At 62.4% G+C, this 21,278-nt stretch carries 21 protein-coding genes; 14 read left to right on the top strand and 7 right to left on the bottom strand.

Annotated elements, in window-relative coordinates:
• Window positions 1–146: 146 nt before the first annotated feature.
• Window positions 147–584 carry an Lrp/AsnC family transcriptional regulator gene (locus NKH60_RS17890; RefSeq protein ID WP_352449541.1) on the bottom strand — a complete coding sequence of 146 codons (438 nt, stop codon included), beginning with the start codon at window positions 582–584 and terminating at the stop codon, window positions 147–149.
• 129 nt (window positions 585–713) lie between these two features.
• Between NKH60_RS17890 and rocF the strand changes: the two genes are divergently transcribed.
• Together rocF and ocd are read left to right on the top strand one after the other, a co-directional pair.
• Window positions 714–1,634: an arginase gene (gene rocF / locus NKH60_RS17895; RefSeq protein WP_352473047.1), complete on the top strand. Its 921-nt coding sequence runs from the start codon at window positions 714–716 to the stop codon at window positions 1,632–1,634.
• 3 nt (window positions 1,635–1,637) lie between these two features.
• Window positions 1,638–2,708, top strand: a complete 1,071-nt coding sequence (gene ocd, locus NKH60_RS17900; protein ID WP_352834193.1) for an ornithine cyclodeaminase — start codon at window positions 1,638–1,640, stop codon at window positions 2,706–2,708.
• A 16-nt stretch (window positions 2,709–2,724) separates the two neighbouring features.
• Here the strand turns inward: ocd and NKH60_RS17905 are convergent, their stop codons facing one another.
• Window positions 2,725–2,886, bottom strand: a complete 162-nt coding sequence (locus NKH60_RS17905; protein WP_292655465.1) for a hypothetical protein — start codon at window positions 2,884–2,886, stop codon at window positions 2,725–2,727.
• 270 nt (window positions 2,887–3,156) lie between these two features.
• Here NKH60_RS17905 and NKH60_RS17910 point away from each other — a divergent pair, with 270 nt between their 5' ends.
• The 4 genes from NKH60_RS17910 (at window position 3,157) to NKH60_RS17925 (ending at window position 8,580) form a co-directional block, all read left to right on the top strand.
• A complete protein-coding gene (locus NKH60_RS17910) occupies window positions 3,157–5,106 on the top strand; it encodes a PrkA family serine protein kinase (protein WP_352449545.1) in 1,950 nt (649 codons plus the stop codon).
• A gap of 19 nt (window positions 5,107–5,125) precedes the next feature.
• Window positions 5,126–6,448, top strand: coding sequence for a YeaH/YhbH family protein (locus NKH60_RS17915; protein ID WP_352473049.1), 1,323 nt, complete (start codon window positions 5,126–5,128; stop codon window positions 6,446–6,448).
• Window positions 6,448–7,986 carry a SpoVR family protein gene (locus NKH60_RS17920; RefSeq protein ID WP_352473050.1) on the top strand — a complete coding sequence of 513 codons (1,539 nt, stop codon included), beginning with the start codon at window positions 6,448–6,450 and terminating at the stop codon, window positions 7,984–7,986. The genes NKH60_RS17915 and NKH60_RS17920 overlap by 1 nt, the downstream gene beginning before the upstream one ends.
• 102 nt (window positions 7,987–8,088) lie before the next feature.
• Window positions 8,089–8,580 (top strand): DUF1772 domain-containing protein, encoded by a 492-nt coding sequence (locus tag NKH60_RS17925; protein ID WP_352614277.1) that lies wholly within the window; start codon window positions 8,089–8,091, stop codon window positions 8,578–8,580.
• A gap of 117 nt (window positions 8,581–8,697) precedes the next feature.
• On the opposite strand, the gene NKH60_RS17930 is transcribed toward NKH60_RS17925, so the two are convergent.
• Together NKH60_RS17930 and NKH60_RS17935 are read right to left on the bottom strand one after the other, a co-directional pair.
• Complete coding sequence (locus NKH60_RS17930) at window positions 8,698–8,943, bottom strand: hypothetical protein (RefSeq protein ID WP_023720508.1); 246 nt, start codon at window positions 8,941–8,943, stop codon at window positions 8,698–8,700.
• 48 nt (window positions 8,944–8,991) lie between these two features.
• Complete coding sequence (locus NKH60_RS17935) at window positions 8,992–10,992, bottom strand: protein-L-isoaspartate(D-aspartate) O-methyltransferase (protein WP_352614276.1); 2,001 nt, start codon at window positions 10,990–10,992, stop codon at window positions 8,992–8,994.
• Window positions 10,993–11,293: 301 nt separating this feature from the next.
• On the opposite strand from NKH60_RS17935, the gene NKH60_RS17940 reads away from it, so the two are divergent.
• The gene (locus NKH60_RS17940; RefSeq protein ID WP_352539871.1) at window positions 11,294–13,705 is read left to right on the top strand and encodes a phosphoketolase family protein; all 2,412 of its coding nucleotides are present in this window, start codon (window positions 11,294–11,296) and stop codon (window positions 13,703–13,705) included.
• Window positions 13,705–14,886, top strand: coding sequence for an acetate/propionate family kinase (locus NKH60_RS17945; RefSeq protein ID WP_352614274.1), 1,182 nt, complete (start codon window positions 13,705–13,707; stop codon window positions 14,884–14,886). Before NKH60_RS17940 ends, NKH60_RS17945 begins: the two co-directional genes overlap by 1 nt.
• Window positions 14,887–14,902: 16 nt before the next feature.
• Here NKH60_RS17945 and NKH60_RS17950 read toward each other — a convergent pair whose 3' ends face one another.
• The gene (locus tag NKH60_RS17950) at window positions 14,903–15,118 is read right to left on the bottom strand and encodes a KTSC domain-containing protein (protein ID WP_352473055.1); all 216 of its coding nucleotides are present in this window, start codon (window positions 15,116–15,118) and stop codon (window positions 14,903–14,905) included.
• Window positions 15,119–15,229: 111 nt separating this feature from the next.
• Between NKH60_RS17950 and NKH60_RS17955 the strand changes: the two genes are divergently transcribed.
• Window positions 15,230–15,832: an alpha-ketoglutarate-dependent dioxygenase AlkB gene (locus NKH60_RS17955; RefSeq protein WP_352473056.1), complete on the top strand. Its 603-nt coding sequence runs from the start codon at window positions 15,230–15,232 to the stop codon at window positions 15,830–15,832.
• A 54-nt stretch (window positions 15,833–15,886) separates the two neighbouring features.
• Here the strand turns inward: NKH60_RS17955 and NKH60_RS17960 are convergent, their stop codons facing one another.
• The gene (locus NKH60_RS17960) at window positions 15,887–16,351 is read right to left on the bottom strand and encodes an NUDIX hydrolase (protein ID WP_352501155.1); all 465 of its coding nucleotides are present in this window, start codon (window positions 16,349–16,351) and stop codon (window positions 15,887–15,889) included.
• 119 nt (window positions 16,352–16,470) lie between these two features.
• Between NKH60_RS17960 and ku the strand changes: the two genes are divergently transcribed.
• From ku to NKH60_RS17980, 4 genes are all read left to right on the top strand, one after another.
• Window positions 16,471–17,304 (top strand): non-homologous end joining protein Ku, encoded by an 834-nt coding sequence (gene ku / locus NKH60_RS17965; RefSeq protein ID WP_352539869.1) that lies wholly within the window; start codon window positions 16,471–16,473, stop codon window positions 17,302–17,304.
• 150 nt (window positions 17,305–17,454) lie between these two features.
• Entirely contained in the window at window positions 17,455–18,798 is a 1,344-nt protein-coding gene (locus NKH60_RS17970) for a PAS domain-containing HWE histidine kinase family protein (RefSeq protein ID WP_352872864.1), read from the top strand.
• A 75-nt stretch (window positions 18,799–18,873) separates the two neighbouring features.
• The gene (locus NKH60_RS17975) at window positions 18,874–19,245 is read left to right on the top strand and encodes an avidin/streptavidin family protein (protein ID WP_352473062.1); all 372 of its coding nucleotides are present in this window, start codon (window positions 18,874–18,876) and stop codon (window positions 19,243–19,245) included.
• Window positions 19,246–19,363: 118 nt separating this feature from the next.
• On the top strand, window positions 19,364–19,780 hold the full coding sequence (locus NKH60_RS17980) for an HD domain-containing protein (protein ID WP_352473064.1): 417 nt from the start codon (window positions 19,364–19,366) through the stop codon (window positions 19,778–19,780).
• A 31-nt stretch (window positions 19,781–19,811) separates the two neighbouring features.
• Here NKH60_RS17980 and NKH60_RS17985 read toward each other — a convergent pair whose 3' ends face one another.
• The gene (locus NKH60_RS17985) at window positions 19,812–20,222 is read right to left on the bottom strand and encodes a DUF427 domain-containing protein (protein WP_352473066.1); all 411 of its coding nucleotides are present in this window, start codon (window positions 20,220–20,222) and stop codon (window positions 19,812–19,814) included.
• Window positions 20,223–20,404: 182 nt separating this feature from the next.
• On the opposite strand from NKH60_RS17985, the gene NKH60_RS17990 reads away from it, so the two are divergent.
• Window positions 20,405–21,220: an endonuclease/exonuclease/phosphatase family protein gene (locus NKH60_RS17990; protein ID WP_302893445.1), complete on the top strand. Its 816-nt coding sequence runs from the start codon at window positions 20,405–20,407 to the stop codon at window positions 21,218–21,220.
• The last annotated feature ends 58 nt before the right edge of the window (window positions 21,221–21,278 follow it).

Consider the following 21,278-nt stretch of genomic DNA (forward strand, 5'->3'; position numbering starts at 1 on the left):
GGAAACGCTGAACCGATCACTCTTGTTTTGACGCAATTCCGAACGGAAAACCGTTTCACACTTTTCCTGGAATTGCTCTAACCGCGGCGGCAATTGAAGGTTCCCTGGCTTGGGATTTCATTGCCGCTGGAGGTCAAGGGCGAAGATCACAGCCGCGCCTTGGTGGTGCGCGGCGTTGCCAGGAGCAGGCTTGTTTCGCTGCCGGTAATTCCGGGAATCAGCCGGATACGTCTCAGCACCGCATCGAACTCGCTCAGCGTCTGGGTTCCGAGTTCTATCACCAGGTCCCACCGGCCATTGGTGGTGTGGATGGTCGAGACCTCGGAGAAGCCGCCCAGCGCCCGGATGACGCGATCGGCGGCATGGCCCTCGATCTCGATCATCATGATGCCACGCACCCGCTGATCGACCGCGTCGGCGCGTAGAATGACGGTGTAGCCGACGATGACGCCGTCTCTTTCAAGTCGCTCGATCCGGGACCTTACCGTTGCCCGGGAGACACCCAGGCTAACGGCAAGGTCGGAAATGCTGCGCCGGGCGTCGTGCCGCAAAGAGGTGATGATCTGCTCATCGAGACGGTCCATGTTTGCTCACAACGGAAGTAGATGCTGCCGCTATGGTAAGGCACTTCGACAAATTTGCCAATTTGACATGTTCATTCTGCCAGCGATGCCGGCTTCAATAAAGCCATCGTAATTGGCGGGGTATGACAAATGCATTGCACGATCGTTGGGGCGCCGATCCAGGCCGGCTCAGGCCGCATGGGCTGCGAGATGGGGCCGAGCGCGCTTCGCACGGCAGGTCTGGCCGGCGCGCTGACCGAGCTTGGCCATACGCTGACCGACCTCGGAACGATTGTCCCTGCCGATATGCGCCCTGTCGTACACGGCAACGCGGCGGTGAAGGCGCTGCCGGAAATCGCCGCCTGGACGGCAGCGATCAGCGAAACTGCCTATGCCGCAAGCGCCGATGCGATGCCGATCTTTCTCGGCGGCGACCACAGCATTTCGGCCGGCACGCTCGCCGGCATAGCCCGCCGCGCGGCGAATGCCGGTCGGCCGCTCTTCGTGCTGTGGCTCGACGCCCACCCCGATTTTCATACGCTCGACACGACGACCAGCGGCAATCTGCATGGCGTGCCGCTGGCCTATGCCAGCGGGCAGCCCGGCTTCGAGGGCTATTTCCCCCGGCTTGCAGCACAGGTGGAGCCGGCTTGCATATGCGCGCTGGGGATCCGCAGCGTGGACCTGGCGGAACGGGATGCATTGCGCAGAGCCGGCGTGACGGTCCACGACATGCGTTCGATCGACGAGCACGGCATAGCGCAACTGCTTCGCGCCTTTCTCGAACGGGTGAGCGCCGCCAATGGCATGCTCCATGTCAGCCTCGACGTCGATTTTCTCGACCCGTCGATCGCCCCGGCGGTGGGCACCACCGTTCCCGGCGGCGCCACCTTCCGCGAGGCGCATCTGGCGATGGAAATGCTACATGACAGCGGCCTCGTCACCAGTCTCGACCTGGTCGAGCTCAACCCATTTCTTGACGAGCGCGGCCGCACCGCCACGCTTTTGGTTGACCTGACCGCAAGCCTGATGGGCCGGCGGATCATGGACCGCCCGACGAGGGGGTTCTGAGCCATGACCGTCAATTTGAACATCGTCCCGTTCGTCAGCGTCGACCGCATGATGAAGCTGGTGCTTGCCATCGGCATCGAGCGCTTTCTGGTCGAGCTTGCCGCCTATATCGAAGAGGATTTCAGGCGCTGGGAGCTGTTCGACAAGACGCCGCGCGTCGCCTCGCACAGCATTGACGGCGTCATCGAGCTGATGCCGACCAGCGACGGGCAGCTTTACGGCTTCAAATACGTCAACGGGCATCCGAAGAACACGCGTGACGGCCGCCAGACCGTGACCGCTTTCGGCGTGCTTGCCGATGTCGGCAACGGCTATCCGATGCTGCTTTCGGAAATGACCATCCTGACGGCGCTCAGAACCGCCGCAAGCTCGGCCGTCGCGGCGAAATACCTCGCTCCAGAGGCCGCCAGTTGCATGGCGATCATCGGCAATGGCGCGCAATCGGAATTCCAGGCCATTGCCTTCAAGGCGCTGCTTGGCGTCGACAGGCTGCGTCTCTACGATATCGACCCGGCGGCCTCGACCAAATGCATGAAGAACCTTGCCGGCGGCCTGGGCTTCGACATCAAGCTCTGCGCGTCGGCGCAGGAGGCCGTTGAGGGTGCAGAGATCATCACCACGGTTACCGCCGACAAGCGGTCGGCAACAATCCTGACCGACAACATGGTGGGATCCGGCGTGCACATCAATGCGGTAGGCGGCGATTGCCCGGGCAAGACCGAGCTGCATCGCGACATTCTGCTGCGCTCGGATATTTTCGTCGAATACCCGCCGCAGACGCGCATCGAAGGCGAGAGCCAGCAGCTCGATGCGGATCATCCGGTCACCGAATTGTGGCAGGTGATGACAGGAAAGGCAGCAGGCCGGACGGACGCCCGACAGATCACATTGTTTGATTCCGTCGGCTTTGCGATCGAGGATTTTTCCGCGTTGCGTTACGTTCGCGATCAGCTTCAGCGGACCGGCCTTTACGAGGAACTAGACCTTCTGGCCGATCCCGATGAGCCGCGTGACCTGTTTGGCATGCTGCTGCGCGCCGAAAAAGCGACCGGGCTGGCGGCCGCCGGCAGCTGAGCTGCGATCCTGTCGGTCAGTCCTTCTTTTCCTGATACAGGCGCTCGGTGGCGCGCTCGCTTTCCCTGCGCTCCGCCGGGCCGCGACGGCGCTGCGTGAGCAGGGCGTAGGCGATCAGGATTGCCAGCAGCAGTGGACCGCCTGCAACAACGAGCAACCACAAACTATTCCCAGACATCGACCGTCTCCTTTCCCTCACAACCGGGAAGGACCCGAACCGTTCCTCCGTCTTGTTGGGAGTCGTCAGCGGGGCGCGGTGCAATTCAGGATTTTATGCCTCGGTCAGGACGTTGCACGCCTTGTCTGCACTCAGGATGTCCTTATCTAGACTCTTATCCTTCGATCACATGCACTCTCTGCGAAGTGAAGGGAACCACAAGGGCTTTCTGACATTTGGTTGTTCAAGAGACAAACGTGCAGCCACACCGGCTCCGGGGCTAGGAATACCATGCGTGAGAATCAATCCGACGTCTTCGATCTGTTTTCCGAGGTTTACAAGAATGCGGCTCAGGAGGAGATAAGCCTCCAGCAATATCTGCTTGCCTGCCGCGAGGACAAGTCGATGTACGCCTCGGCACCCGAACGGATGGTCGAGGCGATCGGCGAGCCGACCTTTGTCGATACCAGCAAGGACGAGCGGCTCGGCCGTATTTTTTCGAACCGGACGATCAAGATCTATCCAACCTTCGCCGACTTTTACGGCATGGAGGATACGATCGAGCGTATCGCCGGTTATTTCCGCTATGCCTCGCAAGGGCTCGAGGAACGCAAGCAGATCCTCTATCTGCTTGGCCCGGTCGGCGGCGGCAAGTCCTCGCTTGCGGAGCAGCTGAAAAGGCTGATGGAGCAGCGTCCGATCTATACGCTGAAGGTCGGCGGCCAGGTCAGCCCGGTCTTCGAATCGCCGCTCGGGCTGTTCGACCCCGACCGCATGGGCGACCTTTTGGAGGACAAATACGGCATCGCCCGACGGCGGCTGAACGGCCTGATCTCGCCCTGGGCGGCCAAGCGCCTCGACGAATTGTCCGGCGACATCTCCAAATTCAGCGTCGTCAAGCTGATGCCGTCCAGGCTGCGCCAGATCGGCATTGCCAAGACCGAGCCGGGCGACGAGAACAACCAGGACGTTTCGGCCCTGGTCGGCAAGGTCGACATCAGGCAGCTGGAAAACTTCAGCCAGTCCGATCCGGACGCCTACTCCTATAGCGGCGGGCTGAACCGGACGACGCAAGGGCTGCTCGAATTCGTCGAGATGTTCAAGGCGCCAATCAAGGTGCTGCATCCGCTGCTGACCGCCACCCAGGAAGGCAGCTACAACGGCACCGAGAATTTCGGCGCTTTCCCCTATCAGGGCATCATCGTTGCCCATTCCAACGAATCGGAATGGCTGCAGTTCAAGAACAACAAGAACAACGAGGCGTTCCTCGACCGCATCCTGGTGGTCAAGGTGCCGTATTGCCTGCGCGTCACCGAAGAGCGGCAGATCTACGAGAAGCTGTTGCGCGAAAGCGAATTGGCTAACAGCCCCTGCGCTCCGGAAGTGCTCGATATCCTCAGCCGGTTCACCGTCTCGACCCGCCTGGCCGAACACGACAATTCGCCGCTCTACACCAAGATGCGCGTCTATGACGGCGAGAACCTCAAGGAAACCGATCCCAAGGCGAAGTCGGTCCAGGAATACCGAAACGCCGCCGGCGTCGACGAAGGCATGACCGGCGTCAGCACCCGCTTCGCCTTCAAGATCCTGTCGCAGACCTTCAATTACGACACCGAAGAGGTGGCGGCCGATCCGGTGCATCTGATGTACATCCTTGAAGAGGCGATCAAGCGCGAGCAGTTCCCGAAGGAGACCGAGGCGGACTATCTCGATTTCATAAAGTCGGAGCTGGCCACCCGTTATGCCGAGTTCATCGGCCACGAGATCCAGAAGGCCTATCTGGAATCCTACAGCGAATACGGCCAGAACCTGTTCGACCGCTATATCGCCTACGCCGATGCCTGGATCGAGGATCAGGACTACAAGGATACCGATACCGGCCAGATCCTCAATCGCGAGGTCTTGGACAACGAATTGTCGCAGGTCGAAAAGCCGGCCGGCATCGCCAATCCCAAGGACTTCCGCAACGAAGTGGTGAAGTTCACGCTGCGCGCGCGGGCCAGAAACCATGGCCGCAACCCGTCATGGACAAGCTATGAAAAGCTGCGCGAAGTCATCGAGAAGCGGATGTTCGGGCAGGTCGAGGACCTGCTGCCAGTGATCAGCTTCGGCTCCAAGCAGGACAGCGTGACGGAGAAGCGGCATACCGAATTCGTGCAGCGGATGATCCAGCGCGGCTACACCGAGCGCCAGGTCCGCCGGCTGGTGGACTGGTACATGCGGGTGAACAAGGCGGGTTGAAGCCAGCCCGGGGTAACATATGCCGATCTTCATTGATCGCCGACTGAACCCGAAGGACAAAAGCCTCGGCAATCGGCAGCGTTTCCTGCGGCGGGCGCGCGAAGAGTTGAAGCGCACCATCCGCGATCAGATCCGCGCCGGCAAGATCGCCGACGTGGACGCCGAGCATGCCGTTTCGATGCCAGCGCGGGGTACCGGCGAGCCGAGCTTCAACGATGCCAGGAACAGCGGCAGCCGCCAGCACGTCCTGCCCGGCAACAAGCATTTCACCCCAGGCGACCGGCTGCCCAAGCCCGGCCAGGGCGGCGGCATGGGATCAGCCCCGGGAAGAACCGAATCGGAGGACGATTTCCGTTTCGTGCTGTCGCGCGAAGAGGTTCTCGACCTCTTTTTCGAAGACCTCGAACTGCCGGACATGGTCAAGCTCAACCTCAAGGAGATCCTCGCTTTCAAGCCGCGCCGGGCCGGCTTCGCCGCGACCGGCTCGCCGACCAACATCAATGTCGGGCGCACAATGCGCAATAGCCATGGCCGCCGCATAGCACTCAGGCGCCCCAAGCAGGAGGAACTCGACGCAATCGCGCAGGAGATCACGTCGCTGGAGGCGAAGCCGCAGAACGCCGAGAGGCGCCAGCGCATCGTGGCGCTGCAGGAAGAGCTTGAGCGACTGGAGCGCCGCCGCAAGCGAATCGCCTATGTCGACCCGGTCGACATCCGCTTCAACCGCTTCGACGCCCAGCCGGTGCCGAATGCCAATGCGGTGATGTTCTGCCTGATGGACGTGTCCGGCTCGATGGGCGAACGCGAGAAGGATCTGGCCAAGCGCTTCTTCGTGCTGCTGCACCTGTTCCTGAAACGGCGCTACGACCGGACCGAGGTGGTCTTCATCCGCCACACGCACGAGGCGCAGGAGGTGGACGAGGAGACCTTTTTCTACAACACCCAGAGCGGCGGCACGGTGGTTTCCACGGCGCTCGAGGAGATGCACCGCATCGTCGAGCAGCGCTATCCCAGCCGCGAATGGAACATCTATGTCGCCCAGGCCTCGGACGGCGACAATTTCGTCACCGATTCGGAGCGCTGCATCACCCTGCTCGACGAACAGATCATGCGGCTTTGCCAGTATTTTGCCTACGTCGAGATCCTCGACGAGCGCGAGAGCCACATCTTCGGCGCCACCGACAACGGCACGTCGCTGTGGCGTGCCTACAGTGCGGTCAAGCTGAGGTGGTCGAACTTCCAGATGAGCCGCATCGCCACGGCGGCCGACATCTACCCGGTTTTCCGCCAGCTCTTCGCCAGACAGCCGGGTTATCAAAAGAGCGGTGAAAGAGGGGGCTGATGGCGAGCAGATCCGGGTTGTTGTTTTCCGGTTCCGACTGGGATTTCAGGACGCTGTCGCGCGCCTACGAGACCATCGAGGCGATCGCCACCGAAGAGCTCCACCTCGACGTCTATCCGGTACAGATGGAGATAATCTCGTCCGAACAGATGCTCGACGCCTATTCCTCGGTCGGCATGCCGCTGATGTACCGGCACTGGTCGTTCGGCAAGCACTACCTCTACCAGGAATTGCTCTATCGCAAAGGCGGACGGGGGCTCGCCTATGAACTCGTCATCAATTCCAATCCCTGCATCGTCTATCTGATGGAAGAAAACACCATGGCCTTGCAGGCCCTGGTGACGGCGCACGCGGCACTCGGCCATAACCATTTCTTCAAGAACAATTATCTGTTCCAGCAGTGGACGGACGCCAGCGCCATCCTCAGCTATCTCGACTTCGCCAAGGGCTACATTGCCCGCTGCGAGGAGCGGCATGGCGTCGATGCGGTGGAAGAGATCCTCGATGCCGCACATGCGCTGATGGAGCAGGGCGTGTTCAGATATCACCGGCCGCCGAAGCTGTCGTCGGAAAAGCAGCGCGAGGGCGTTCGCGAGCGCCTGGAATACGAGGAGCGTTCCTACAACGACCTATGGCGCACGCTGCCGCCTTCGAAGGACGGCGCCAAGCCCCGCGAGACGGACATCATGGCGGAGCGCAAGAAATCGCTCAAGCTGCCCGAGGAAAACCTGCTTTATTTCCTGGAGAAGAACAGCCTGATCCTGGAACCGTGGCAGCGTGAGGTCATCCGGATTGTCCGCGTCATCGCGCAGTATTTCTATCCGCAGCGCCAAACGCAGGTGATGAACGAGGGCTGCGCCACCTTCGTGCATTACACGCTGATGAACCTTTTGTTCGACCGCGGCCTGATCGGCGAAGGTGCCATGCTGGAGATCCTGCGCAACCATTCGAACGTGATCTTCCAGCCGGGCTTCGACGATCCGCGCTTTTCCGGTATCAACCCTTACGCGCTGGGCCTCGACATGATGCAGGACATCCAGCGCATCTCGACCGCGCCGACTGCCGAGGACCGCGACTGGTTTCCCGATATCGCCGGCAATGGCGACTGGCGCCAGACCCTGCTGGACGCCTGGGCCAACCATCGCGACGAGTCCTTCATCCGCCAGTATCTGAGCCCTACCCTGATCCGGAAATGGCGGTTCTTTGTGCTTGCCGATGCGGCCAACGATCCGCACTACGAAGTCGCCTCGATACACAATGAGCGCGGCTACGAGAGCATCCGCGCCGCACTCGCCCACAGCTACGATATCGGCGCCAGCCGGCCGGACATCCAGGTGGTGGACGTGGACCTGCTCGGCGACCGGCATCTGCGCCTGCAGCATAAGGTCAAGGACGGCATAGTGCTGGAAGGCGGCAGCCGCGACGCCACACTGCGGCATATCCGCAAGCTCTGGGGCTACGAGGTCAGCATGGTCGCGGTCGACGCGCAGACCGGCGCCACAGTCCACGAACGGTCGACCAGCCAGATCGGGGAATGACCGAACCGGACTTGCCGGCGAAGTCGGGTGTCGTTGCCTTTACCGGATCACCAACCACCCTATCTACGCGCGCACCACGAGGGCATGGTCGGGAGCAGGAACATGCGCGCATTGACGATCGCCACGCTTCTGTTGGTCGCCGTGTCGATGGCGCTCTCGCTCGCGCACGCTCTGGAATTGCCCGGCAAGTTGCGCCTCAAGGAGGCCACCTACAGATCAGTGCAGGCGATCTACTATCCCGGCTTCACGATCGGCGGGTTCGCCGAGATCGGCGGCATCATTGCACTCGCCGTCCTGCTTTACCTGACGCCCTATCCAAGCGCCCGATTCTGGTGGACCTTGGCGGCGCTTGTCTTCCTGCTGGCGGAGCACGCGACCTATTGGTTGGTCACGCACCCCGTCAATAATTTCTGGGTGCAAGACACTGCCCTGCCGAAATCCGCCGCGACGTTCTTTTCAATGTTCTCTCGAAAGCAGACCGGCGACTGGAGAGATTTGCGCAGCGTCTGGGAGGCTTCGCATGTCGCCAGGGCAGGCCTGGCGATGCTGAGCCTCGTCTCAATTGCTGTCGCCGCGACATTTTTTGCCGAATAGCCCCAGGGATCGAGACGGCGCCCTCGTCCGCCAATTTTGCGGCCACGAACGCTGCATCCGTCAGATCAGGGAACGGACCCGGCGCCGTATTGTCTTAACGTCAAGCGATCCGGCCGTTCAGCGGTCGGCGCGATGCTTGTTGTGGGCGCTTTCCTGGTGCTCGCCGCGGATGATGTTGCGATCGTCGGGATCGGCAATATCCTTCGGGTCCGATCTGAGCTCGGCACCGCGCCGGAACGCCTCGCGCTCTTGCCTGGTCTTTTTCAAATCCGCTTCCGCGTCGAAATCCTTGCCGGCGTTTTTCGTGTTCTCGCGCTCTTCGATGATGCGCAATTGCTGCTCATGAGTCTTTTTTCCGGCCATCGGTGACCTCCTTCTTTTGATTTTCCGCTTTCCCAAGGTCCAAATTCGCTACAGCCCGAAAGGATAGGTCTCGGGAAGGCCTGTCCCCGCATGTTCCGGCCCAAGCGGCGTCACGGCACTGGTTTCATCGAACCAGACGAAAGCATCGAACTGGCGGGCGAGCGAGGCGTCCGCATAATGGCTGTGGAGCTCGGTTTCGGGCCGGTAGATGACGCCGATAAAGCGTTCCAGCCGGCGCTCCAGAAGCCGTTCGCGCAGCGTGTCGTCGCGCTCGAAATCGAGCAGGAAAGGCGAGACGCCGCTGTCGTGGCAAAGCCGCTCATAGCTGTCGTTGTGGGAAGGCCGAACCGGTTTCACTTCCATGTCGCCGTCCCAGTCGGTGGCGGCGGCCACCGTCCCGGAATGCGTACTGAGCCCGATCAAGGCAACCTCGTCGCCAAAACGCTGGCGGCAGAGCTGGCCGATATTCAGTTCGTCCCTGACGATCCCCATTTCGGTATAGCGGGCATCGCCGATATGGGAATTATGTGCCCACACCACCGCCTTGGCATTCGGGCCGCGGGCCTGCAGCAGGTGCTCCAGCGTTTCGAACATGTGGGTGTCGCGCAGGTTCCAGGATTGCGCGCCGCCATAATACATGGTGCGGTAATAACGCTCGGCGGAGGCGACCAGGCGGGCGTTCTGGGTGGCGTCGAGGAAATCGATACCGTCCTGCTGCGCATAGTCGAGCTCTCTGGAAAGCAGTTCCCGGCATTGCTCGAGCACGGCCTTCTCGCATTTCTGGTAACCGGAGGTGAGTGCGACACGGCCATAGGTGGCCGGGTCGTTCTGCCACGGCGTCAGGCAGCCATAGCGTTCGCGCGCGATCCTCGCCGCCTGCGGATCGACCCGGTCGAGATATTGCAGGACCGCCGCAATCGATCCGCCCATATTGTAGATGTCCAGGCCATAGAATCCGGCCCGCCGGGAGGATTTGCTGATCCGCTCATTACGCACTCGCATCCAGTCGACGAACGCCGCGACGTCGGTGTTGCGCCACATCCAGGTGGGAAAGCGCTGGAACGGCGGCGCGGCGCCCGGCCGCCGCGGCCGATGGCGGACATAACGGTCGATCGCCGCGGCATCGGGCCAGTCGGCCTCGACCGCGACGATGGTGAAGCCATGCTTCTCGATCAGCCTGCGAGTGATCGCGGCGCGCGCGCGGTAGAACTCCGACGTGCCGTGGCTGGCTTCGCCGAGCAAGACGACGCGGCGGTCGGCAAACCGGTCGAACAGCGCACCGAAGGCCGGATCGTCGAAATCCGGAAGCGGCTCGGCGGCGGCCGCGATCATCTGCGGCAGGCTGCTCCTGCGCTGATGCCGGTGCGGAAGCTCGGCCGCTATCTGGCTGTCGCTGCCTGGCTCGCCCCAACCTTGCTCGCCGATCAGCGGAACAAACCGCACGCCGCCGAAATCCTCCTCGGTGTAAGTTGCTGCGCCGGTCCGGGTGACCTTGAGCAGACGCTGCGAGTCGAATTCGTCGCCGACCGGGATGACAAGCCGGCCGGCGACGTCGAGCTGTTCCTGCAGAGCGAGAGGTGCGCCGGGTCCGGCGGCCGCAACCAGGATCGCATCGAAGGGTGCCGCCTCTGGCCAGCCCTTGGTGCCATCGCCGGTGCGGACTTCGATATTATCGTAGCCGAGCTTTTTGAACCGTTGCCTCGCCGTTTCAGCTAACGCGGCGTGGCGCTCGATCGTGTAGACGCGTTCGACGATACGGCTCATCACGGCAGCCGCATAGCCTGATCCGGTGCCGACCTCGAGGACGTGGTCACCGGCTCCGACCTCCGCCATTTCGATCATGAACGCAACGATATAGGGCTGCGATATCGTCTGACCTTCGGCGATCGGCAGCGGCCCGTCCTCATAGGCGAATTCTTCGAAACCAGGCTCGACGAAAGCCTCGCGCGGGACCTCGCGCATCGCTAGAAGGACATTGCGGTCGCGAATGCCACGGCGGCTCAGGTGGATATCGACCATTTGGTTGCGGGCATGGGAGAGATCGAGCATCTTTCTGCTCCTCCTAGGGCTTCCGCTGCAATCGCCCAAGCTACTCAACGGCACTTCGGCCGGCTCATATCTCAGGGCCTCGGCGGTCCCCTTGGATTCAAGCAATGCGGTGCATCTTCCTAACCGTTGGCAAGCCCCGAGGTTCCCCAAAAGACCGACCCGCTTTTGTCTGGCGAGGCGCGTTGCAGGATCGACAAGCGGGCGCCGGCCGCGCCGCCCAAACTTATTTCGAGGCAAATCCTTTCTCCGACGCGACGCCACTCCAGATAACGACGGACGAGGGTATTCCGGAGGCATTTCCATGAACGACGAGGCCCGCACCGCTGCGCATACAACCGGCCTTGACCAGATCGATCTGATGGACCGCTACTGGCGCGCCGCGAACTACATCTCGGTTGGCCAGATCTATCTGCTCGACAATCCGCTCTTGCGCGAGCCCTTGCGGCCCGAGCACATCAAGCCGCGGCTGCTCGGCCATTGGGGCACGACGCCCGGCCTCAATTTCATCTATGTGCATCTGAACCGGATCATCCGTGAACGTGGTCTCGATGTCCTGTTCATCTGCGGTCCGGGTCACGGCGGCCCGGCAATGGTCGCGAACACCTGGCTCGAGGGCACCTACAGCGAAATCTATCCCGAGGTCGGCGGGGACGAAGACGGCCTGCGAAAGCTGTTCCGGCAATTCTCGTTTCCCGGCGGAGTGCCGAGCCACGCCGCTCCGGAGACGCCCGGCTCGATCCACGAAGGCGGAGAACTCGGCTATGCGCTGGTCCATGCCTTCGGCGCCGCCTTCGACAATCCAAACCTTGTCGTTGCCTGCGTCGTCGGCGACGGCGAAGCCGAGACCGGCCCGCTCGCCGCGGCCTGGCATTCCAACAAGTTCCTGAACCCGGCATCCGATGGTGCCGTCCTGCCGATCCTGCATCTCAACGGCTACAAGATCGCCAACCCGACGATCCTCGGCCGCATGGAAGACGAGGCGTTGCGCAGCCTGTTCCTCGGCTATGGCTACGAAACCTTTTTTGTCGAAGGTCATGAACCTGCCGCGATGCATCGCGAGATGGCCCGCACGCTCGATACGGTGCTCGACCGGGTCCACTCCATCCAGGAGCCGGCACGAGCCGCGGGCTGGAAGGGAGACCGGCCGCTGTGGCCGATGATCGTGCTGCGCAGCCCAAAGGGCTGGACCGGGCCGAAAGAGGTCGACGGCAGACGAGTCGAGGATTTCTGGCGTTCGCACCAGGTGCCGGTGTCGAATGCACGCGGCGATGCGGCGCACCGCCAGATCCTGGAAGACTGGATGCGCAGTTACGAGCCGGAAAAACTGTTCGACAAAGGCGGCCATCTCCTGGCGGAGCTCGCGGCGCTAGCGCCAACAGGACCAAGACGAATGGGCGCAATCCCCTACGCCAATGGCGGCCTGCTGAAACAGGACCTGGTGCTGCCCGAGTGGAGAGGCCTGGCGCTCGACGTACAGCGTCCCGGCGGCGCTGTCGGAGAGGCGACGCGGACCGTGGGAAGCTATCTTCGCGACGTGATCCGCTTGAACGCCGATGCCAGGAATTTCCGGCTGATGGGACCGGACGAGACGTCCTCCAACCGCCTCGACGACGTGTTCGAGGTTACGGACCGGGTCTGGATGGAGCGGATCGAGCCCTACGACGTCCATCTTTCCCGTGACGGTCGCGTCATGGAAGTGCTCAGCGAGCATCTTTGCCAAGGCTGGCTGGAGGGCTATCTGCTGACCGGCCGCCATGGCCTGTTCTCGTGCTATGAGGCGTTCGTCCACATCGTCGATTCCATGGTCAACCAACATGCCAAATGGCTGAAGACCTCCGGCGAGCTTGCCTGGCGCAAGCCGATCGCCTCACTCAACTACCTGCTGACCTCGCATGTCTGGCGGCAGGATCATAACGGCTTCAGCCATCAGGACCCGGGCTTTGCCGATTTCGTCGCCAACAAGAAGGCCGACACGGTCAGGCTCTATTTCCCGCCCGACGCCAACACGCTGCTGTGGATCACCGACCATTGCCTGAAAACCTACAACCGCATCAACGTCATCGTCGCCGGCAAGCAGCCGGCGCCGCAATGGCTGTCGGCCGAGGACGCGGAAGCGCACTGCCAGGCCGGCGCCGGCATCTGGGAATGGGCCGGGACGGTTGCCAAGGGCGAAGAACCGGATGTGGTCCTGGCTTGCGCCGGCGACGTGCCGACACTGGAGGCGCTTGCCGCAGCCGACATCCTGCGCTCGGGCATTCCGGACCTGAAGATCCGCGTCGTCAATGTCGTCGACCTGATGATCTTGCAGTCGAATTCCGAGCATCCGCATGGCTTTGCCGACGACAGATTCGACGCACTGTTCACCAGGGCCAAGCCGGTCATCTTCGCCTATCACGGCTACCCCTATCTCATTCACCGTCTGACCTACCGGCGCGCCAATCACGACAACATGCATGTGCACGGCTTTCGCGAGGAAGGCACGACGACGACGCCGTTCGACATGGTCGTGCTCAACCAGCTCGACCGCTATCATCTGGCGCTCGCTGCGATCGCGCGCGTGCCGGGGCTGGCCGAGCGGGCGAAGGAGCTTGCCGCGGCGCTGCATGGGAAATTGGCTGAGCATACGGCCTATGTCCGCGAACATGGCGAGGACATGCCCGAGATCCAGAAATGGTCCTGGCCGCAGGACGGCGCGACGAGGGCCGGCGATTGATGCGACGATCGATCCTTGCGTTGAATGCCGGCTCGTCCAGCATCAAGTTCGGACTTTACGACCTTGCAGCGTCCGCCGAGCCGGATCTTGCCTCGCGCGGTTCGCTGGATCTGGGCGATGCGCCAAGGCTGACCGCGAAAGCCGCCGATGGGGAGCTGCAGTGCGATCGGCCACTTACCGCGGACGCATCACGCGACATGGGCCTCGGCCAGATGCTGCAGTGGATCGAGAACGAACTTGGCGGAAGGAAGTTGATCGCCGCCGGCCATCGCATCGTCCATGGCGGACGCGAGTTCGTCGAACCTGTCCGCCTGACGCCGACAGTTATCGAGGCTCTCGACAGGCTGACCCCGCTTGCGCCATTGCACCAGCCACGCAGCCTCGCACCAATCCGGGCGCTTGCCGCGCTGCGGCCCGACCTGCCGCAGGTCGGATGCTTCGACACGGCCTTCCATCGGACCATCGAGCCTCTGGTCAGCCGTTTTGCGCTGCCGCGCCGCTACGAGGCGGACGGCATCCACCGCTACGGCTTTCACGGGCTTTCCTACGAATATGTTGCCGGCCGGCTCAAGCAGATATCGCCCGATCTGGCGGCGAAAAGAACCATCGTCGCCCATCTCGGCAACGGGGCGAGCCTGTGCGCCATGCGCGACGGGCGAAGCGTCGATACGACGATGGGCTTTTCGGCGCTTGATGGCCTGGTCATGGGCACACGCTGCGGCGCCATCGATCCGGGCGTGCTTTTGTACCTGCTGCTGGAAAGAGGCGTTTCCGGAGAGGCGCTGCAAGACATGCTCTACGAGGAATCCGGCCTGCTCGGCGTGTCCGGCATTTCCGGCGACATGCGCACGCTGGAGGCCAGCGACGACCGCCGGGCCCGCGAAGCGGTGGAGCTTTTCGCCTTCCGCGCCGCCAGGGAAGTTGCCGCCCTCGCCAACACGCTGGGCGGGCTGGAATGCCTGGTGTTCACCGGCGGCATCGGCGAGCACTCGGCCACGGCCCGTAAAGCGATTTGCGACAGGCTTGACTGGCTCGGCGTGGCGATCGACGAGGCCGCCAACAGCTCTCATGCCGCGCTGATGAGCCAGGCGGAGAGCAAAGTGGAAGTCCGCATCGTCGCGACCGACGAGGAAGGTGTGATCGCCCGCCACACGCGCAAGGTGATGGAGGGGCCCGGCTGAGGCGGATGGCCTCGGCTCAGCTCGAATGGCTCTGCTCGACCAGATGGTATTTGTACCGGTCGCGAATATGCGCGTTGAAGAACCGGCCCTTCGACGAGGCTTTGCGGAATGCCGCGTGGACCTGCGGCGGCACGTCCTCGTAATCATAGCGGTTTCCGCTCGGGACGAACCATACGGAGAGTACCCTCGTCGCCGGCTGGTAATCGATGCTTCTGATCGCAGTTGAAGGCATTCTCAACAGGTCCAATCCACGCCGTCGTGTGAATAACCCTGCACGGAGAGCGAGGTTCCTTCCTGCCGAAGTAGCCTTGCCGCTACGGGCCGGCTTCACCAAATACGGTTGATGCCACCGCTCAAGACATCGGCTGCAGCCCGCCAGGGCGATCTCTTTGCCGCCGCCGACGACCTGCCGGAAGGATTCCGCTACCAGCCCGAACTGATCACGCCGGACGAGGAGGCAGCGTTGGCGAGCCAGCTCGCAACCCTGCCTTTTCAGCCCTTCGACTTCTATGGCCATCTGGCAAACCGGCGGGTGGTCGGTTTTGGGCAGCGTTATGATTACGACCGGGGCGAAGTCGTCGAGGCACCGCCGATACCCGGCTTTCTGCTGCCGCTCAGGGAAAAGGTTGCAGCCTTTGCCCGCTTGCCCGCCGAAACCTTCGTGCAGGTGCTGATCAACGAGTACCGGCCGGGCGCCGGTATCGGCTGGCACCGCGACAAGCCTCATTTCGAGGCGGTCGCCGGCGTTTCGCTGCTGGCCGCCTGCAGCTTCCGCCTGCGCCGGAAAAACGGCACGCGATGGGACCGCAAGACGGTCACCGTCGATCCAAGATCGGCCTATCTGATGACGGGTGCTGCGCGCAACGAATGGGAGCACAGCATTCCGCCGGTTGCCGAGCACCGCTATTCGATCACGTTGCGCACGCTGCGGCCGCAACGCGCTTAAAGCAGAGCGGGAGCAAGCCCGAGCACTGCCCTTAAGAACTGGGCTGAAACAAATTCATCCGTCGCCATGCCGACCGGCAAACTCCGCCAGCATGGCGCGCTGGCCTTTCAGGATCTTGAGGTTGGCTTCAGGCAGGGAGAACCAGCCCGCTCTGTCGACTTCGGCAAATTCCTTCATCGAGCCGGACCTTGGCGGCCATTCCATGACGAAGGTGTTGCTGTTGATGGCGTCGCTGTCGAAATCCGCCTCGACGCACCATGCGATGACGAGCTTGCCGCCCGGCTGCCTGTAGCTGCCAAGGTGTTCGAAAACGCCATCGATGGCGACGCCTAGCTCCTCTTCGGCCTCGCGTTTTGCTGCCGCCAGGTCGTCCTCGTTCTCGTCGACCAAGCCCTTCGGGATCGACCATGCGCCGTCGTCCTTCTTCGCCCAGAATGGTCCGCCCGGATGCACCAGCAAGACCTGGAGATGTCCTTCCCTTCGGCGAAAGATGAGCAATCCTGCGCTGCGTTGGGCCATCCCGCTATTCCCCTGACGAAACTGAAACGAACGTCCGGGCCGGCATATGGAACAGCCTGCCATGGCGGAACGATTTCGGCTCGCAGCCGTTCCGTCCGTTCGACAAATGAGTGATCGACATGGCGACGCCGCGAGCTGCCTGGAAGGGCTTTATGAAAGTCGGATCGGTTTCCTGTGGCGTCAAGATCATCGGCGCCGTCAGCGAGGCCGAGAAAGTGCATTTCAGGATCCTGAACCGCAAGGACGGTCTCCCGGTCAAGAGCGCTTATATCGACGAGGAGACCGGCGACACGGTCGAGGCGGCGGAGCAGGTAAAAGGCTATGAGGTCGAAAAGGGCGAGTTCATCCATATAGAGCCGGACGAAATCAAGAAACTGAAGATGGTATCGCAGCATACGCTCGAGATCGGCGAGTTCGTGCCCGCCGCCGAAATCGACGCACGCTACCTCGAAAAACCCTATTATCTGGTTCCGGCCGACGCGCCCTCCACGGAGGCTTTCGCGGTGATCCGGGACGCCATGGCCAGGAAGAAAGTGGCAGCCCGCTCCTGCGTCGTGCTGTACCAGCGTGGCCGAGAGGTGCTGATCCAGCCGCTTGGCAAGGGCATGGTAATGACGGAACTACGCAACCACAATGAAGTGGTCGCGGCGGACGCGGTGTTCGAAGGGCTGAAGGCTCGCAAGGTCGATCCCGAGATGCTGGAAATCGCGCAACTGCTGATCGACAAGAAGCCGGCCAAATTCGACCCGTCGAAGTTCGAAGACACTTATGAACAGGCGCTGGTTGCGATGATCGACGCCAAGCGCAAGGGCAAGAAACCGCCCAAGCCGGCACCCGAGCCGAGGACGAACGTCGTCAATCTCGCCGATGTTCTGCGCAAGAGCCTGGCGCAGGAGGGCGGCAAGGCTCCGAACAAAAGTCCGAGGGCGGCGGCGAAACGCAAATCGGCCTGAATGTCCGAAAGCAGATCGAACGGAACCGAAAACACTCGCGCGCATTTAGATGACGTAGCAATCCGTCGGCAATCCAAGCGGAGCGGGGGACTGGTGGACGTCGTTGAACTAAGGACTGGCGGAATCCCGCAAGTTTCTTCCGCCGATCTGATGCAGGCGTTGCCTGTGGCTGTCTACACCACCGACAGACAGGGCTACATCACCTTCTTCAACGAAGCCGCTGCCGATCTCTGGGGACATCGTCCGATGCTTGGCCAGGACCGCTGGTGCGGTTCATGGAAGCTTCGCCACCTTGATGGGCGACCGATGGCGCATGACGAATGTCCGATGGCCGTTGCCTTGCTGGAGGAGCGGGACGTTCGTGGGGGCCGGGCGATCGCCGAGCGGCCGGACGGCCAGTTCATCCCGTTCAGCGCGCACCCGGTCCTGCTTCGCAATGTGTGCGGTGAGGTCGTCGGCGCTATCAACACCCTGCTCGACCTGCGCACCCAGGCGCTGGCTGACGACGCCGGCATGAGGCTCGCTGCCATCGTCGAATTCTCGATGGACGCGATCGTGTCGAAAGACCTGAACGGCATTATCACCAGTTGGAACGACGCGGCACAACGCCTGTTCGGCTACACGCCCGCCGAGGCGATCGGGCGCCCGGTGACGATCCTCATCCCGCCCGACCACCTGGATGAGGAAGCCATGATCATCAGCCGCATTCGCGCCGGCGAACGGATTCCTTCATACGAGACTATCCGGCAGCGCAAGGATGGCACCCTGGTACCGGTTTCGCTCACCATCTCGCCGATACGCGACGGCATTGGGCGTATCATCGGCGCCTCCAAGATCGCGCGCGACATCAGCCCGCACAAGGAGAGCGAACGGCGCATCCGCACACTCATGCGCGAAGTGAACCACCGCGTCAAAAACCAATATTCGGTGATCGTCTCGATGATCCGCGAGACCAGCAAGCTGGCGGGGACGCCAGAGGCTTTCCTTTCACAGGTCCGGGAACGCATCATGGCGCTATCGGAATCGCACGATCTGCTGGTCGATGCCGAATGGCGTGGGGCGACTATCGGCGAACTGATCCATGCCCAGACCAAGGCCTTCGCGACACAGGCCCGTCTGTCGATGAGCGGGCCGATGATCATGCTGCAGCCGAACGCGGTGCAATATCTCGGCATTGCCTTTCACGAGCTGGCCACGAATTCGGTAAAGCACGGAGCGCTGTCGCACCATGACGGACGGGTCGAGGCCGAATGGACCGTGACGCCAGCCGCCGACGGCAGCGATGGCTTCCGCTTTGTCTGGCGGGAACTGGACGGGCCATTGGTGGATGAAAACACGCGACGCGGGTTCGGAACGGTTGTGCTCAAACGCGTCACGCCGCAGGCGCTCAGCGGCACCGGCCGCCTGGAATTCGCCAGGCACGGCATCAGCTGGACGCTGGAAGCGCCGCTGCGCTTCGTGCAGATGTCGACGGCTGGCATCGCGGCTGATTGAAGGCAGCTACACCGGCCGCGGCTTGGCGGCCGTGTGGCAGCACAATCCCCATGGAGGCAATCAGGAGGAGCAGCGATGAGTTGGCTGGGCATCTGGCAAAACCAGTACGGGTCGGTGGTCGAACTGACCAGCGAAGAGGGCGGACGGATCAACGGAACCTTCAGGACGGCGCTGGAGGACAGCGCATTTTTCGGCATGACGTTGCCGCTGTTGGGAGCCTGCCATGGAGATGTCATCGGCTTCACTTGCGCGGCCGAAGGGCGGGTCGGAGCCGCAGCGGTGAGCTATACCGGCATTCTCAGGGATGGGAAGCTGGAGATGCTGTGGCACACCGTTGCGGATGCCGCTTTGTCGGCGGAAAAGGAAGGTGCCCCGGCCCGAGCCAGGAAACTGCCCGCCTGGCGCGCCTTTGGAACCAGCCTCGACAGTTTTGAACGCGTGTCCTGACGCGTCGCGCCCGCCGCTCACAAGTGAGGCAGCAGGGTCCCGCGGCGCGTAGGAACTCGCACCGACGATGGCGCGTTGGTGCGCCAGGACATGCTCTGTTCGTTACGGGGTCGACCCAATGAGCGTGCTTTATCGCGCAGCGAAAATCGCCGAACAGGCTCATGCCGGGCAGACGGACAAGACAGGGCGGCCATATATCGAACATTGCCGCCGGCTCGTCGATGCCGTCGAAACGCTCGACCAGAAAGCTATCGCCTATCTTCACGACGTCATCGAAAAAGGCGACGGCTGGAACCGCGACCGGCTTGAGGCGGCCGGGTTCGGGCCGTCCATCGTGTCTGCCGTCGACGCCATGACGCGGCTGCCGAACGAGGACGATGCCGCGTTCGTTCGCAGGGCTGCGGCCAACCCGCTGGCGTTGCCTGTCAAGCGCGCCGATCTTGCCGACAATCTATGGCAGGCACGGCAGATCGGGGCCTCGACGGCGAAATACGAAGACGGCCTGCGCATCCTCAGAGAAGAGTTCGCGAGCTGACGGACCGCTGGCGGCTGTCGCCGATGTGGGTCTACTCGGTGACGTGCGGCGTGTGTCGCTTGTCTTCCGCGGGATCGGCGTCGATCCGCGCCCTGCCGGGATCGAACGCACCGTGGCGGGCGATCGCCAATGCCGGGGTGTCGGGCGTCTCGTAGGCCCACATGAAGTCTTCTGCCGACGAACCGACCGCATGAACACGCCAATAGCTTGCCGTGCCCTTCAGCGGGCCGTGGCTCGTCGTGTTCGTCTTCTCCAAGAGGTCGAAATAGATGTCCTCGAAGGGTATGTAGAAAACAGGATCATGGCCGTCTTCATAGAGCACCTTTGCCCGCTCGCTCGACGCAATAATGGCGTCGGAGAACCGGACGGTCACGGTTCCATCGAACGGGACAATCCTGAGCGGGCCTGGGCGGGGGGCGGAATCTGCGGCTAAGGACTGCATTCGACTTCTCCGTTGACTGCGCTGCTTTTCCGAAACGTGTTGTTGCCCGTCAGGGTTCCAGACCGCCGGCGCGCCGAGCCCGGATGGTGGAACGGTTCTGCAAGGTCGTCGTTGTTTCAGACCTCCGCACGCGCCATAATCGCAATGGCCGCCACTCACCGACTCAACAGCAAATGGATAACATGCTGGATCGATCGCCTACCCTTCCAAGGTCGCTTGGCGCTGCGCTGCGAAGGGAAGTGCCGCGGTTTACGGCACCCGGCAATGAAATTTCGTGCACCACGGTCGCATCCTACAACGTGCATAAATGCGTCGGCACCGACGGCAGGTTCGATCCGGAGCGGGTCGCGGCCGTGGTTAAGGAACTCGACGCCGACATCATTGCTTTGCAGGAGGCCGACGAAAGAACCGGAAGCAGGCAGGGTTTGCTGGATCTCGCAGCGCTCGAGCGGGACAGCGACCTCGTCCCCACCCATGTCCCGGAAAACCGCCGCAGCCATGGCTGGCACGGAAATCTGATCCTGGCACGCCGCGGCGTGGTCGAAAGCGTGAACCAGATCCGGCTGCCCGGCCTCGAGCCGCGCGGTGCGGTTATCGCGGACCTGGAACTGAAGGGCGTCTCGCTCAGGATCATAGCCGCACATTTCGGCTTGCTGCGGCGGTCGCGCTCGCAGCAGGCCAACGCGCTGGTCGAAGCCACGCACCCGGTTCTGCGGCCAACAATCCTGCTCGGCGACCTCAACGAATGGCGCGTCCGCAACAGGTCTTCGCTGCTGGCCCTGCTGCCGCATTTCGGTCCGATCGATGCGGTTCTGCCGAGCTTTCCGTCGCGCTTTCCGCTGTTTGCGCTCGACCGCATCCTGGCCAGGCCGCCGCACCTGATTTCCAGCATCGAGGTGCACAAGACGCCGCTAGCGCAGCGGGCTTCCGATCATCTGCCGATCAAGGCCCGGCTGAACCTGGACGCGATACGGCAGCCGCGGCTGCAACCAGAATGAACCTGAAGGGTTGTTAGTCAGATTTCAGACGGTTTGCTTCGCTGATGTTTATCGGTGC

Origin of the sequence: Mesorhizobium sp. M1006, from assembly GCF_040318825.1 — a bacterium.
GTDB lineage: Bacteria > Pseudomonadota > Alphaproteobacteria > Rhizobiales > Rhizobiaceae > Mesorhizobium.

Excerpts from the sequence above, each read along its gene's own strand:
- NKH60_RS17950 (WP_352473055.1), bottom strand. The coding sequence starts at position 15,118 with ATGCCTTCAACTGCGATCAGAAGCATCGATTACCAGCCGGCGACGAGG.
- NKH60_RS17955 (WP_352473056.1), top strand. The coding sequence starts at position 15,230 with ATGCCACCGCTCAAGACATCGGCTGCAGCCCGCCAGGGCGATCTCTTT.
- NKH60_RS17970 (WP_352872864.1), top strand. The coding sequence starts at position 17,455 with ATGCAGGCGTTGCCTGTGGCTGTCTACACCACCGACAGACAGGGCTAC.
- NKH60_RS17910 (WP_352449545.1), top strand. The coding sequence starts at position 3,157 with ATGCGTGAGAATCAATCCGACGTCTTCGATCTGTTTTCCGAGGTTTAC.
- NKH60_RS17990 (WP_302893445.1), top strand. The coding sequence starts at position 20,405 with ATGCTGGATCGATCGCCTACCCTTCCAAGGTCGCTTGGCGCTGCGCTG.
- rocF (WP_352473047.1), top strand. The coding sequence starts at position 714 with ATGCATTGCACGATCGTTGGGGCGCCGATCCAGGCCGGCTCAGGCCGC.
- NKH60_RS17945 (WP_352614274.1), top strand. The coding sequence starts at position 13,705 with ATGCGACGATCGATCCTTGCGTTGAATGCCGGCTCGTCCAGCATCAAG.
- NKH60_RS17915 (WP_352473049.1), top strand. The coding sequence starts at position 5,126 with ATGCCGATCTTCATTGATCGCCGACTGAACCCGAAGGACAAAAGCCTC.
- NKH60_RS17920 (WP_352473050.1), top strand. The coding sequence starts at position 6,448 with ATGGCGAGCAGATCCGGGTTGTTGTTTTCCGGTTCCGACTGGGATTTC.
- NKH60_RS17985 (WP_352473066.1), bottom strand. The coding sequence starts at position 20,222 with ATGCAGTCCTTAGCCGCAGATTCCGCCCCCCGCCCAGGCCCGCTCAGG.
- NKH60_RS17925 (WP_352614277.1), top strand. The coding sequence starts at position 8,089 with ATGCGCGCATTGACGATCGCCACGCTTCTGTTGGTCGCCGTGTCGATG.
- NKH60_RS17905 (WP_292655465.1), bottom strand. The coding sequence starts at position 2,886 with ATGTCTGGGAATAGTTTGTGGTTGCTCGTTGTTGCAGGCGGTCCACTG.
- NKH60_RS17975 (WP_352473062.1), top strand. The coding sequence starts at position 18,874 with ATGAGTTGGCTGGGCATCTGGCAAAACCAGTACGGGTCGGTGGTCGAA.
- NKH60_RS17980 (WP_352473064.1), top strand. The coding sequence starts at position 19,364 with ATGAGCGTGCTTTATCGCGCAGCGAAAATCGCCGAACAGGCTCATGCC.
- NKH60_RS17960 (WP_352501155.1), bottom strand. The coding sequence starts at position 16,351 with ATGGCCCAACGCAGCGCAGGATTGCTCATCTTTCGCCGAAGGGAAGGA.
- NKH60_RS17940 (WP_352539871.1), top strand. The coding sequence starts at position 11,294 with ATGAACGACGAGGCCCGCACCGCTGCGCATACAACCGGCCTTGACCAG.
- ocd (WP_352834193.1), top strand. The coding sequence starts at position 1,638 with ATGACCGTCAATTTGAACATCGTCCCGTTCGTCAGCGTCGACCGCATG.
- ku (WP_352539869.1), top strand. The coding sequence starts at position 16,471 with ATGGCGACGCCGCGAGCTGCCTGGAAGGGCTTTATGAAAGTCGGATCG.
- NKH60_RS17930 (WP_023720508.1), bottom strand. The coding sequence starts at position 8,943 with ATGGCCGGAAAAAAGACTCATGAGCAGCAATTGCGCATCATCGAAGAG.
- NKH60_RS17890 (WP_352449541.1), bottom strand. The coding sequence starts at position 584 with ATGGACCGTCTCGATGAGCAGATCATCACCTCTTTGCGGCACGACGCC.
- NKH60_RS17935 (WP_352614276.1), bottom strand. The coding sequence starts at position 10,992 with ATGCTCGATCTCTCCCATGCCCGCAACCAAATGGTCGATATCCACCTG.